Origin of the sequence: Sphingobium agrisoli (genome assembly GCF_041877245.1) — a bacterium.
Lineage (GTDB): Bacteria > Pseudomonadota > Alphaproteobacteria > Sphingomonadales > Sphingomonadaceae > Sphingobium.
On sequence record NZ_JBHDJI010000009.1, the window covers coordinates 1 to 13,296 of the forward strand.

General features: G+C 66.3%; 10 protein-coding genes and 1 pseudogene. 3 read left to right on the forward strand and 8 right to left on the reverse strand.

Features of this window, described 5'->3' with window-relative positions; translation table 11 throughout:
- Positions 1 to 97 precede the first annotated feature (97 nt).
- The 8 genes and pseudogenes from ACETPF_RS14700 to ACETPF_RS14735 form a co-directional block, all read right to left on the reverse strand.
- Positions 98 to 1,447 (reverse strand): annotated as a pseudogene (locus ACETPF_RS14700) (class I tRNA ligase family protein); the annotation flags it as partial.
- A 96-nt stretch (positions 1,448 to 1,543) separates the two neighbouring features.
- On the reverse strand, positions 1,544 to 3,088 hold the full coding sequence (locus ACETPF_RS14705) for a DHA2 family efflux MFS transporter permease subunit (RefSeq protein ID WP_373935295.1): 1,545 nt from the start codon (positions 3,086 to 3,088) through the stop codon (positions 1,544 to 1,546).
- Between the two features lie 4 nt (positions 3,089 to 3,092).
- The gene (locus ACETPF_RS14710; RefSeq protein WP_373935296.1) at positions 3,093 to 4,166 is read right to left on the reverse strand and encodes an HlyD family secretion protein; all 1,074 of its coding nucleotides are present in this window, start codon (positions 4,164 to 4,166) and stop codon (positions 3,093 to 3,095) included.
- Positions 4,159 to 4,611, reverse strand: a complete 453-nt coding sequence (locus ACETPF_RS14715; RefSeq protein ID WP_373935297.1) for a MarR family winged helix-turn-helix transcriptional regulator — start codon at positions 4,609 to 4,611, stop codon at positions 4,159 to 4,161. Before ACETPF_RS14715 ends, ACETPF_RS14710 begins: the two co-directional genes overlap by 8 nt.
- A gap of 198 nt (positions 4,612 to 4,809) precedes the next feature.
- Positions 4,810 to 5,115, reverse strand: a complete 306-nt coding sequence (locus ACETPF_RS14720; protein ID WP_373935298.1) for a hypothetical protein — start codon at positions 5,113 to 5,115, stop codon at positions 4,810 to 4,812.
- A gap of 63 nt (positions 5,116 to 5,178) precedes the next feature.
- Positions 5,179 to 6,654 (reverse strand): class I adenylate-forming enzyme family protein, encoded by a 1,476-nt coding sequence (locus ACETPF_RS14725; protein WP_373935299.1) that lies wholly within the window; start codon positions 6,652 to 6,654, stop codon positions 5,179 to 5,181.
- A 35-nt stretch (positions 6,655 to 6,689) separates the two neighbouring features.
- On the reverse strand, positions 6,690 to 8,918 hold the full coding sequence (locus ACETPF_RS14730; RefSeq protein WP_373935300.1) for an acyl-CoA dehydrogenase family protein: 2,229 nt from the start codon (positions 8,916 to 8,918) through the stop codon (positions 6,690 to 6,692).
- A 78-nt stretch (positions 8,919 to 8,996) separates the two neighbouring features.
- Complete coding sequence (locus ACETPF_RS14735; protein WP_373935301.1) at positions 8,997 to 9,863, reverse strand: SDR family NAD(P)-dependent oxidoreductase; 867 nt, start codon at positions 9,861 to 9,863, stop codon at positions 8,997 to 8,999.
- Positions 9,864 to 10,117: 254 nt separating this feature from the next.
- Here ACETPF_RS14735 and ACETPF_RS14740 point away from each other — a divergent pair, with 254 nt between their 5' ends.
- The 3 genes from ACETPF_RS14740 to ACETPF_RS14750 all read left to right on the forward strand — a co-directional run bounded on the left by ACETPF_RS14740 (position 10,118) and on the right by ACETPF_RS14750 (position 13,255).
- Entirely contained in the window at positions 10,118 to 10,792 is a 675-nt protein-coding gene (locus ACETPF_RS14740) for a TetR/AcrR family transcriptional regulator (RefSeq protein ID WP_373935302.1), read from the forward strand.
- A gap of 54 nt (positions 10,793 to 10,846) precedes the next feature.
- Positions 10,847 to 11,623 carry an enoyl-CoA hydratase/isomerase family protein gene (locus tag ACETPF_RS14745; RefSeq protein ID WP_373935303.1) on the forward strand — a complete coding sequence of 259 codons (777 nt, stop codon included), beginning with the start codon at positions 10,847 to 10,849 and terminating at the stop codon, positions 11,621 to 11,623.
- 159 nt (positions 11,624 to 11,782) lie between these two features.
- Complete coding sequence (locus tag ACETPF_RS14750) at positions 11,783 to 13,255, forward strand: aldehyde dehydrogenase (RefSeq protein ID WP_373935304.1); 1,473 nt, start codon at positions 11,783 to 11,785, stop codon at positions 13,253 to 13,255.
- Positions 13,256 to 13,296 lie beyond the last annotated feature (41 nt).

Here is a 13,296-nt window from a genome sequence, read left to right on the forward strand (position 1 = left end):
TTGAACTCTTCACTATGCTTGATCATCTCGTCGGTCTCCTTGAACGAGCCTTAAACTCTCAAGTGACCGGCACAAAACCGTTACAAGTCCACCTCTTATCCGGCCCAAACCAGGCCGGTATCCGGTGCCCCCACCATAATTGCCGAGACACGCACCAGGGCTGGATATTCTCCATCCAGTTGAAATAGGTCTTTTCCCACGTCTTGGGCACGATCTCGATCCGGCCGTCGCGCACCGCCTCGATCGCCGGTTTCGCCAAAGTCGCCGCGTCGACATACCATTGATCCGTCAGCCACGGCTCGATCACCACGCCGGAACGGTCGCCATAGGGCGTCTGGATCACCCGGTCCTCGATCTTCTCGATCTTGCGGACGGTGACGGAGCCTTGCGCCTCGTCCTCCTCCTCGACCAGCGTGTAGTCGAGCAGGTTCAGCGCCCGCAGCGCCTCCACCACCTTCGCCCGCGCCTCGAAGCGGTCGAGGCCGAGATAGTCCGCGGGGATCAGCCCGTCCGCCACCTGCACCACCTTCGCATCGGCATCCAGCATGTTGAGCATATCCGCCGCCGCAATGCCGGCGCGCCGTCCGACCTCGAAGTCATTGAAATCATGGCCCGGCGTGATCTTCACCGCGCCCGAGCCAAGCTCCGGGTCGGCATGTTCGTCCGCCACGATGGGGATGCGCCGCTTCGTGATCGGCAGTTCCACGAACTTGCCGATGACGCTCTTGTACCGCTCATCGTCGCCGTTCACCGCCACCGCCATGTCGGCCAGCATCGTTTCCGGCCGGGTGGTGGCGACGACGATATAGTCGCGCCCATCCGCCAGCTTCTCCCCATCCGCGAGGGGATAGCGGAAGTGCCAGAACTTGCCCTGCACCTCGCGCGTTTCCACCTCCAGGTCGCTGATCGCGGTCTTGAGGCCGGGGTCCCAGTTCACCAGCCGCTTGTCGCGGTAGATCAGCCCCTCGTTATACAGGTCGACGAACACCTTCACGACCGCCTTGGTGAAGTGGGGGTCCATGGTGAACTGCTCGCGCGACCAGTCCATCGAGCAGCCCAGGCGGCGGAGCTGGCCGGTGATCGTGCCGCCGCTCTCCGCCTTCCACTCCCACACCTTTTCGATGAACTGCTCGCGGCTGTAGTTGGTGCGCTTGTCCTGGGGCTGCTCCATCTGCCGCTCGACCACCATCTGGGTCGCGATGCCGGCATGATCGGTGCCGACGACCCACAGCGCGTCCTTGCCGCGCAGCCGCTCTTAACGGATGACGATGTCCTGGAGCGTATTGTCGAGCGCATGGCCGATGTGCAGGCTGCCCGTCACATTGGGTGGCGGGTTGACGATGGTAAAGGGAGTCGCATCCGGCCGCTCCGGACGGAACAGGCCGTTCCCCTCCCAATAGTCATACCATTTCCGCTCTATGGCGGCGGGATCGAAAGTCTTGGGCACTCGGTCATGACGGCATTCTGATCTGTCAACAGGATGCGCGCGCCATGGCCTATTGGGCCGGAGAGGTCAATTTTTGCGACCGGGGTGCGCCCTGCCCTATTCGTGCGGCACTGCCTGCAAATCCTCCGCGGCCGGCGGACGGCCCTTGCGCACCAGCAGCAGCAACGGCGTTACCAGCAGCGAGACCAGAAACATCATCTGGAACGAATCGAGGAAGGCGATCATCGTGGCTTGGCGGTTGACGATGCCATCGACCACCCCAAGCGCCTCGCTGCCCACATCTCCCAGCCGGTTCACCAGCGACGGATCGATCGGCAGGTTGTAGGGCGTGACATGCGCCGCCAGGTCGGCGTGGCTGATCTGGATGTTGCGCGCAAAAACCGTGCTGACCATTGCGATGCCGATCGAGCCGCCGGTGTTGCGAAACAGGCTGGTCACCCCGGAGGCATCCGTCCGCAGATCCGCCGGAATGGTTGAGAAAACCAACACCGAGAGCGGCAGGAAGATCATCCCCTGGGCCGCACCCTGGAGGAAGCCGCTGATCACGATCGGTCCCTGATCCATGTCCAGCGACCAGCCCGTCATCAGCCAGACCGAATAGCTCATCCCGATCAGGCCGATCATGGCCAGTGGCACGGCCCCGACCCGCCCGACCAACTTGCCCGCAACCCACAACGAACAGACGACAGCGATCCCGCGCGTGGCCAGGAGAATGCCCGTTTCGAGTACCGGATAGCCGAACAGGGTCTGCATCATGGTCGGCAGCAGGGCGAGTGAGGCGAACTGCACGATCGCCAGCGTGAACTGGAAGATCGAGCCGATCACGAAATTGCGATCCTTCAACAATGCGCCAGGGATCAGCGGATGCGCGACAAAGGCCGAATGGACGCAGAACATCCAGAAGGCAGACAGCGCGACCCCGGCCTCGATCCAGCATTCGGCCGAATTGAACCAGTCGACATGCTCGCCGCGGTCGAGCAGCAGTTGAAAGGCGGCCAAGCCGATCGCGATCATGAGCCACCCACCCACGTCGAAGCGGCGCGGCGTCGATCGCATCGGCGGCATCAGCAGCCACAGACCCACCAGGCAAACGGCACCGATCGGCAGGTTGACGAGGAAGATCCAGCGCCAGTTGAAATTCTCGGTCAGCCAGCCGCCGATGATCGGACCGATAACCGGTCCCACGGTCACGCCCATCGAATAATAGGCCAGGGTCTGGGGATGGCGTGACGGCGGATGGGTGTTGAGCAGGATAGACTGGCCAAGCGGCATCAGCGCGGCCCCGCCGATCCCCTGCAGAATGCGGAATGCCACCATTTGCGGCAGGTTCGCGGCGATGCCACACAGCGCCGAGGCGGTCATGAAGAGGGCGACCGATCCAATGAACAGCGCCCGCGCACCCATCCGGTTCGCCAGCCACCCGGTTGCCGGGATGACCATGGCGGATGCGATGATGTAGCTGGTCAGAACCCAGCTTATGCTGTCGGGGGTGGCGGACAGCGATGCCTGCATATGCGGGAGCGCGACGTTCGCGATCGTCGCGTCGAGCACCTGGATCAACACGCCGAGGAGGACGAAAACGCTCAGGGCGACCGGGTGGCGCGATTCCACCAGGGGCCGGTCGTCGTCGGCACTGGCCATGGCGTCAGTGGCCCGGCCGGTCGGCGATATCGACCGAAACCTGCGCGCTCAGCCCGGCGATGAGCGGGCGCGGTGACTTTTGGTCCAGAGCGATCCGCACCGGCACGCGCTGGGTGACCTTTACCCAGTTGCCGTTGGCGTTCTGCGCGGGCAGGACGGAGAAGATCGAGCCGGTGCCCGCGCCGATGCTTTCAACATGACCCTTCAGGCTGATTCCGGGATAGGCATCGAGCCGGACGGTGGCCCGCTGTCCGCGCACCATCTTTTCGAGCTGGCTTTCCTTGAAATTGGCTTCGACCCAACTGTGCTCCTCGGCCACCACGCTCAAGGCCGGCAGGCCGACGATCATCATGCTGCCCGGCATGAGCCGGCCCGACTGGCTGAGCCGCCCGGCGATCGGGGCGCGCACGACGGTCCGCTGCAGATCCAGCAACGCCTTGTCACGGGCCGCCTGGGCCAGCGCAATCTGCGGATTGACGCCAGGTATCTGGCGGCCGTTCGCCAGCGCCGCGCGCGCCTTCTCCGCATCGACCACGGCCGAGCGGGTGTGCCATTGCGCATTGGCCAGCGCGGTTTCCGCGGCCTGCACGCGGGCCTTGGTGGTAAACCCGTTCGCCGCCAATGCACGCTGGCGGGCCAGTTCGGCCTCGGCCAGGCGCACGTCCGCCTGGGTGCCCTCGATGTTCACCCCGCTGGTGCTGAGGTCTTTCTGCAACTGCGTGACCTTGACCTGTGCTTCGGCCAGATCTGCGTCGGCCTTGGCCAGGGCGATCCGGAACGGTGCCGGATCGATGGTGAACAATATGTCCCCGGCTCGCACCAGTTGGTTCTCCCGCACGGCCACCCGCGAGACCGGGCCGCCGACCTCGGGGCTGACCGCCACCACGTTCTGCTTCACATAAGCGTTGTCGGTACTGACTGTTTTGCCGCCGGTCAGCCAGGCAATCAGGCCGGCGAGCACGAGCGCGAGCGGAAGGCCAAACAGCAACGCCATACGGCCCAGCCGACGTCCCGGTCCTGAGCGGGCCTGCGTCGGCGCGGTTTCCACCTCGGGGAAATGGGCGTCGGCCTCAGCCAAGGGCGCGCCCGCCGGGAAGGAACAGCGCATCGTCGAGCATGTTGGCGCGGATGGTTTCCAGAAGGCCGGTCAGCCTGGCGCGATCCTCCGGCGCCACATTGTGGGTCATGGCCTCGACTATCCGTCGGCCGTGCGCATCTATGCGGGCAATCAGGCTGTCGGCATCGGCCGCGGCGAACAGCAGGCGCGCACGCCGGTCGGTCGGCGACGGGCGCCGCTCAACCAGGCCGGAATGCTCCATCCGGTCGATCATCCGGCAGACCGTGATCGGTTCCACGTCCAGACGGTCCGCGAGCTGGCCCTGGTTGATTCCGGAATTGCGGGCGATCACCATCAACACGCGCCACTGCGCTCCGGTCAACCCGTCAGCGCGTGCCGCGGCGTCAAACCGCTTGCGCGCCAGGCGAGCGATATCACCGAAGTAGAATCCAAGATTGCCTTCCATGCGCCAGCACATAGTATGCATAATTATCATATGCAACTATATTGTGGCCGGCGATATTGCCCCGTCCGCCGGCCAGCAGTCGGCGGCCCGCGCCACAGCGCGGCCCGTCGCGATCACGGTTGTCCTTGCGCGCCACGGCGGCGCCGACACAGGATGTCGGGCGGTCGCTTGCTACAGGGGGCGCCGCCGGGTGGCGAGTCAGACCTCGTCCAGGAAGGTCATCTCGGCGCTGGCCGGGTCCAGGGCGTCGCTCATCTGCATCGAGGGAAGGGCTGCATTAAGCGCGGCCAGCAATTCGCCGATCCCGATCGCGGGATCGACTTCGTACAGCGCGGTATATCCTCCGCTGTGCTCACCGCCCGAGGTCAGGGTCCGAAACAGGCGGCCGGTGCGAAAGCCCGGCACCTGGGTCACTTCGCCGAGATGCGTACCGACGTACCAGTTGAGGAACTCCTCTTCACGGCCGGGCACGGGACGTGTGGTCACTTTCAGATAACGGGACATGCCGGTCTCCTGCTTTCGTTGCCGGTTCAGCGTACCGAGCTTTCTCCCCCGTGTCGGCGCCGCTCAGCCCTGCAGTGCCAGACTCTTGAGCGTCGGCAGATCGGGCTTGAGCGCGCCGGTGCGCGGCAGCTCCTTCATGATCAACACTTTAGTGGGAACCGCATAAGCGGACAATTTGGTTCGCAGGAAAGCGATCACGTCCGCTTCGTCCAAGCTTGCCCCGTCGAACGGCTGGACCGCCACGATCGGCACCTGGCCAAGCCGGTCGTCCGGGATGCCAAAGGCAATCGCCTCGCGGATGGACGGATGTTCCTCGGCGGCGTCAGAGATTTTGTCGGGCAGGATCTTGAAGCCGCCGCGGTTGATCGCCTGATCGGCGCGGCCGCGTAGGAACAGGAAATCGTCCGTGTCGATCGAGGCCAGATCGGTGGTGCGGATCCATTCGGGACCCAGCAGTTCGACCCGCGCCTCGAGCAGCCCGGTCTCACCACGGGGCAACTCCGCGCCGCTCTCTGGGTCGACCACGCGCAGTTCCACCCCCGCGATCGCGCGGCCGGCGCTGCCCATCTTGCTGTCGCCGAACTGTTCGGCCAGGGCCGGGCTCCAACTCGCCGCCGTGCCGGCAATCTCGGTGCAACCATAGCCCCAGTAGATCGGGATGCCGTAGCGGTCCTGAAAGGCCTTCTGCACCTCGGGGGAGAGGGGCCCGGCGCCGCCAAATACCGCGCGCAGGCCGCCAAACCGCTCCCGGGGCACGTTGCGCTCCAGGAAAGCGTGGATCATCGGGGAAAACATGATGATCGTATCGGGCTCACAGGCCGCCAGCGCGGTCAGCCAGCGTTCCATCTCGAACCGTTCGAGCAGGTACACGCAGCCGCCCCGGGCGACGCTGCCCAGGAACTGGATCAGGCCGCTGATGTTGCTGATCGGGGTGAAGGCCAGGTTCGGCCGGACCGGCACGCCCGGCACGTCCGACACGGACATGGTCGCCAGGGCGCGGGTGAAGATCAGCGAACTGACCTGCACCAGCTTGGGCTTGCCCGTGGTTCCGCTCGACAGCACGGAAATCGACATCGGCTGGGGCTGGCCGCCGCGATGTTCGGCGCCAAGCGTTTCGAGACCCGGATGGAAGGCGAGATCGAGGCTGTTGCGATCGGCGCAGCTAATGCCCAGCGTCCCCACCTCGACCGCCGCTTTCACGACCTCGTCGTCCCAGTCGGACGCGAGTGCGACCACGGCCGCAAGCCGGAGCGTGCGGATATCCTTGGCGATCCCCTCCAGCGACTGCAGCGTGTAGAGCATGACCACCGGCCGCCCGATGCGTACGGACGAGAGCAGCGCGGCGGCGTGCGGCGGGTTGTTGCGGCACAGGATACCGATCGGCTGGCCGGCGCTCACGCCCTTTTCGGCCAGCATGGCCTCAAGCGTATCGCTGAAGCCGCGCACGGCGCCCCAGTTATGGTTGGTTCCTTCGAACCAGATTGCCAGGGCGTCGTCAGGCTGCGCCATGGCCCGGTCGAGGTTAGGGTTCAGGCTCATCGAATTCCCCACATCAAATACTGTTGTCGGTTGGCTCAACGGCTGCGCGGCAGACCCAGGAAGACCTCCGCGATCTGCGAACGCTGAATCTCGCTCGATCCGGCATAGACCGTGGCAACCTGGGACTGGCGGTAAAGCCGTTCAAGCTCTGCCAGCGGCCCGCTGCCATTGACCAGGCAATCGGGCGCGGTCATGTCCATCAGATCGGCCAGCACCTGCTGGACCATTTCCGAATAGAACAGCTTGCTCATCGGGCCATAGCCGGTACGGCCGGCCTCGGGGTGCGACAGGGCGTGCCAGGTGGCGCGGTCGGCAAGCAGCTCGCCTGCCCGGGCCTGCAACTCGAACAGGCCCAGCCGGCGCCGTACGTCCCTGCTGTCCAGGCGCGGCCGGCCATCCTCGTCAGGCTGCGCTGCCCATTCCAGGAGAGCGGGCAAGGCGCGCCGGTCGCCGGCGCCGAACGCGCCCAACTGTTCCAGCGTCAGTGCCCAGGTCATCACCTTGATACCGTTGTTCACGGGGCCGATCCGCCAGCTATCATCGACCTTCACGTCGGTATAGAATGTCGCGTTGGTGCGCTCGTCCATGACCGTGTGAATCGGATGGACCTCGACCCCTTCGGCATTCATCGGGACCAGAAACAGCGTCAGCCCGCGGTGCTTGGTGCTACCCGGCTCGCTGCGGGTCAGCAGCAGCACATAGTCCGCCAGATTTGCGCCGGTCGTCCACATCTTCTGGCCGTTGATGATCCAGGTCTTGCTATCCTCGTCCCAGCGCGACTTCGTCTGGCAGCCGAAGATGTCCGAGCCGGAACCCGGCTCCGAATAGCCCATGCTGCACAGCGCCTCGCCGGCGGCCAGGCGGGGGACCACCAGTTGACGGACCTCGTCGGTCGCGAACTCGCGCACGATGTGGCCGACCATGTTGGTTACGGACTGGGCATGGCCGGGATAGCCCAGTTCGTCCCACACGCGCAGGGCGGCAAGCATTGCGTTCGCGGGGGCGCCACGGCCGCCCCACTCCTGCGGCCAGTCGGCATATAGCAGGCCGGCGCTACCCAGCGCCTGTGCAATGGCGGGGACGTGGCCGTCATAGGAATCCGGCAGGGTGGCGCGCAGCTCCGGCGTCATCAGCGGTTCCAGGATCGCACGCGTATCCTCGGTAATCGTACGGGTTTCCTCATCCACACCGAACGACAGGGGGCAGGGGCCGCCATCGGGCAGAACCGCCTCTTCCCCGCGCCACAGGCGATCGGCGACGCGGACCATTTCCGCGTTGGGATCGCCGAGCAGCAGGGGCAGCGCCTTGGCATGGCGGAAATAGACCTGGGCATTGTGCTCCAGCGAGAGGCCATAGCCGCCGAAGGTGTGCAGCGCGCGCCGGGCGGTGGCGTCGGCGGTTTTCGCGCTCCAGGCAAAGGTCATGCTGATCGCCGCGCCGGCCTCGCGGGTGTTTTCCCCGCCTTGCGTGCCCACCTCGCCGAGCAGCCAGGCGGTCCACCAGCCCAGCAGGCGCGCCGCCTCGTTGTCCACCGCACGGTCGGCCAGCGGGTGCGAAATCGCCTGGAATCTGCCGATCGGCCGGTCGAACTGGTGACGTTCGTTGGCATGGCGCGAGGCCATTTCGAGCATTGCCGCCGACAGGCCCCACAGTTCGGCCGAGATCAGGAGCTTCCATTCCTCGATCGCGGCCGCGAATAGCGCCGTGGCTACCTCGCCGGTGGCGAGTTCGTGTACGGGCGTGCCGGTGGTGGTAAAGCGGCCCAGCGCCTGGTCGCCGTGATCGGCGGCCACGGAAGGCAGCGCGCCTTCCTGCAGATACAGGCCGGCGCCCCGGCGGAAAACGACAGCATCGGATGCCCCGCCAAATGCCACCAGTTGGTCCGGCCGGCCCCCGACATCGTGCAAGGCGAGGGTGACGACCGCGTCGCCCGAACCGATCCGCTCAAGCCAGTCCGCCCCAGCCGGCGCGGATGACCGCCCGAGCAGGCCGGCGGCGACGATCGTTTCGGCCAGCGGCAGGCGCGGCAGGTGGCGGCCCGCCTGTTCCATCGCCAGCAGGGTATCGAGCAGCGGGGAGCCGCCCTGGTCGGTCGGCAGCGAACGCATGGTCAGTATGCCCATCTGGGCGAGCTCGCGGTAAAGATCGCGATCTACGGTGCCGGGCTGCAGCTTGCGCAGGCGGTCAACTCCGCCGGCGCCGGCCAAAAGCTTTTCGACCATCGAGACCAGCAGGTTGTTTTCTTCACTCAGATCGAGATTCACGCCCAGTTCTCCATGGTGCATTCCGCATTGTCAGCGCGGCCGGGCATGGGGAACTCCCGCCCGGCCGGCGCGCAATGGTCAGTCCTTGCGATCCAGCCGGCGCAGCGCGGACTTCTTGCCGGTCGTGCCGTGGTGCATGCCGGTCACCTTGGCCCAGGCGCCACCGCGCTGCAGGCGGACTTCCATACCGCTGTCGCTGGTTGCGCCGCCATCCACCAGTAAGGTCTGGCCGGTGATGAAGCGGGCCTCGTCACTGGCCAGGAAGACCGCGGCGGACGCGATGTCGGACGGCATGCCGTGGTCGGGCCAGGGCTGACCCTTCGACAGCCGCTCGGCCGCCTCGACCGGGTCCTGGCCACCGATTTCGGTCAGGATCGCGCCCGGCGCGATGGCGTTCACGCGGATGCGGTGCGCGGCCAGGTCCACCGCCGCCACCGTGGTCAGGTGCGCTACCGCCGCCTTGGCCACCGAATAGGGACGGGGGCCGGCGCCGCCGACCAGGCCGGCCGCTGACGAGGTGTTGAGGATGACGCCGCCGGTGCTCTGGGCCTTGAACTGGCGCACCGCGTGCTTGAGGCCCAGGAAGGGGCCCTTGACCAGCACGGCGAAGGTCAGGTCCCAGTCCTCGGCCGCCACTTCCTCAAGAGGGCCGAGCGCGCCGGGAATGCCGGCGTTGTTGAACATGCAGTCAAGCTTGCCGAACGCGTCGACCGCGGTCCCGATCATGCGCTCGATATCCGCTTCGTTGGTGACGTCGGTCGTCACGAAACGAACCTTGTCGGCATAGCCCAGCTCGTCCGCGAGCTTGAGGAAGGCTTCCCCGCTCGCCGGATTGACGTCCGCGACGACGACCTTGGCACCCTCGTTGAGGAAGCGCACCGTGCTGGCGCGTCCGATACCGCTCGCCCCACCGGTGATGACAGCGACCCTGTTCTCAATCAGCATTGAAATTCTCTCCAGATGCCCGGATGCCGTCGGCCGCCGGCGATCATTAGCAGTGATTGTTCGGCGCGGACAGGCAACGGCCCCTTGGGACCGGCGCGCCGAATGGCGCCGCAACAATCGGCGGTGCCCTGAAAGCACACGTTTGACATTCCTGTCAACTGCGTCGCTGTCGCTGCCCGCCGGGCCGGGCCGTGTGGCCTTGCCGGCGACGGTTGAATGCATGCCGGTCCTCATGTACCGGGAAATGTGGAAATATGACGAGGCAGGGCGTGTCAAAACAAGCGTTGGCGAGCCTGGGGGGCAAGCCGAAAGGTACCGGACGTTCCGGTGGTGCGCTGGGGCGCAAGGGGCTGGAGACTCGCGCCCGCCTGCTGCAGGCGGCGGAGCGCCTGCTGCACGGACAGTCCGCGGTATCGCTGACCGCGACCGCGATCGCCCAGGAAGCGCAGACCTCGCTTGCCACGCTATATGTCTATTTCGGTGACGTCAGGGACATTCTGCTGGTCCTGGCGGAGGAGGCGAGCGACGCAATCGGGGAGATACTGGCCGCGCTCGACGCCTGGGATCCGCAGGTGAGCAGCACCGATGGCGCGCGGGCTTTCCTGAATGCCTATCGCGCGTACTGGACCCGCCACCATGCCGTGCTGGTACTGCGCAACATGGAATCGGATCGCGGTGATGTGCGATTTTCCGAGATCCGCAAGCAGGCGGGGGTGCGGATCGTGAGCAGGCTGGCCAGCAATATCCTGGACGGCCGCGCGCATGCGGACCTGACCGAGGAACAGGCCATGGCGCGCGCGATTGTGATCTTCTCCGCAATCGAGCGCCTGGCAACCCGCGAAACGCTTTACGAGGGCGAGAGTCCGGCGATCCAGAGTGCCCTGTACGAGGCGCAGATCGGCATTCTCACCGAACTCGTCTCGGGATAGTCATGGCCCCGGCGAGGGGGCGCGTGGCCGGCACCGCGGCTGAAGGAATCGCAATTGTCCATCACTTACGAGATCGACGGGGGGACTGGCTGGATTCGGATCGACCGCCCGGACCGGCTCAATGCGCTCGACGCTGCGGCGCTCGACCTCATGGGCGATGCGATCGTCCGCGGCAGCGCCGACAGTGCCGTGCGCGCCATGGTGCTGATCGGGGAGGGCGGGCGCGCCTTCTCCACCGGCGGGGACCTGAAGCAACTGCGCCAGGACGAGCTGGACGGGCGCGGGCTGCGGGCCGAACAGGCGGCGGCACGGTTATATGCCCTGTTGCGGGAGTGCCCCAAGCCCCTGATCGCCGCGGTGGACGGGCACTGCCTGGCCGCCGGCTTTGAATTGGCCCTGCTGTGCGACATCGTGGTGGCGACCGCGCAGTCGCAGTTCGGCTTGAGCGAGATCCGCTTTTCGCTGATGCCCGATGCGGGCCTGTTGGAATTGCCCCGGCGAATCCCTGCTGCCGCGGCCCGGGCGCTGTTGCTGACCGGCTTGCCCGTCGCGGCGGAGCGGGCCTATCATCTGGGCCTGGTATCGGATCTGTGCCGTGACCGCGAGGCGTTGCTGCGCCGCGTAGATGCGCTGGCGGCGGCGCTGGCCTTGGCCGCCCCGCTGGCGGTCGAGGCGTACAAGCGCGTGCTCGATGCCGCCGACTCCGCCCCGATCGAGGCCGCAACGCGCGCGCGCGCGCAGTGGTGGCCGCGCCTGTCCGCCAGCGAGGACCGCGCAGAGGGCCTGACCGCATTCCTGGAAAAGCGCGCCCCGCGGTGGCGTGGCCGCTAGCTGCCCGGCGTGCGGGGCCCGTCGCCGTTTCCGCATTGACGCATCCGGTGCGGATTTCTACACTTCCGTCAAATCCGTTGCTTGCGTGCCCGGTATTCGCAAACCGGTGGTCTACATAAGGTAAGCGGACTGGATATGCCGCAGCTTGGAGAGAGCCCGATGTCGTCCCCGACCAGCCGTAAGATTGACCTCAAGCATCCCGATCGCTTCTTCATTGACGGGGAGTGGGTGAAGCCCTCGTCCGACGCCACCCTTACGGTGCTCGACAGTGCGACCGAAGAGGAATGTCTGCGTGTGGCGGAGGCCCAGTCGGCCGACATGCAAAAGGCCGTTGCGGCGGCACGCCGTGCGTTCGATGAAGGGCCGTGGCCGCGGCTGTCGCCGGCCGAACGCGGCGAATATCTGAGCCGGATCGCCGACGCCTGGGAACGGCGTGCCGAGAGCCTGACGCATAGCTGGATGGTCGAATCGGGGGTGGTGCGCGACATGGCCGCATTCGCCGGCCCGGGCGCCGCCGCAGTATTCCGCTTTCACGCCGATCTGGGCAAGACCTACGCCTGGGAGGAGCCGCGCACCGCGCGCACCGGCCACCGCGCGCTCCTGGTAAAGGAGCCGGTCGGCGTGGTGGCGGCGATTGTGCCGTGGAACGCGCCCACCTCCCTGTTGACCCACAAGGCCGCGCCGGCCCTGATCGCTGGCTGCACGCTGGTGGTCAAGGCTTCGCCCGAGGCGCCTTCGGCGCTCTATGCGTTTGCCGAAATCTGCGAGGAGGTCGGGCTGCCGGCAGGCGTGGTCAATGTGCTCACCGCCGATCGTCACGTGTCCGAGGAGCTGGTGCGCAACCCGGCGATTGACAAGGTCAGCTTTACCGGATCGACGGCGGCGGGACGGCGGATCGCGTCGGTCTGCGGCGAGCGCATTGCGCGCTTTACGCTGGAGCTGGGTGGCAAGTCGCCGGCGGTGATCCTCGACGACTACGACGTTGCCAAGGCTGCGGTCGAGATCGCCCGATATGCGCCGATGGCGACCGGGCAGGTCTGCGCCGCGCTCACCCGGATCATTGTCAGCGAGAAGCGTCACGACGATCTGGTCGATGCGCTGGCCAGTGAGTTCCGCAAGATCCAGGTGGGCGATCCGTTCGATCCGGCGACGCAGATGGGGCCGCTGGCGATCGAGCGGCAGCGCGACCGCGTGGAAAGCTATATCCGCCAGGGACAGGCCGATGGCGCCCGACTGGCCGCCGGCGGGCAGCGTCCGGCTCATCTCAACCGTGGCTATTATATCGAGCCGACCCTGCTGGCGAACGTGGACAACGCCGCCCCGGTCGCCCAGGACGAGATTTTCGGGCCGGTGGTCTGTGTGATCCCGGCCGCGAGTGAGGACAGTGCGATCGCCCTCGCCAATGACACGATCTATGGCCTGAACAGCGCCGTGTTCACCAACGACCCGCAGCGTTATTACGAGGTCGGCCGGCAATTGCGCGCGGGCACGGTCGGGCACAACGGTTTCAAGCTGGACTTCTCGATCGGCTTTGGCGGCTTCAAGCAGTCTGGCATTGGGCGCGAAGGTGGGCTGGCCGGGCTGGCCGCCTACCTCGAACCCAAGACGATGATCTACGACACGATGAACTGAGTCGCAGAATTGGGCCGGCCGTGGGGCCGGATAGGCGAGGA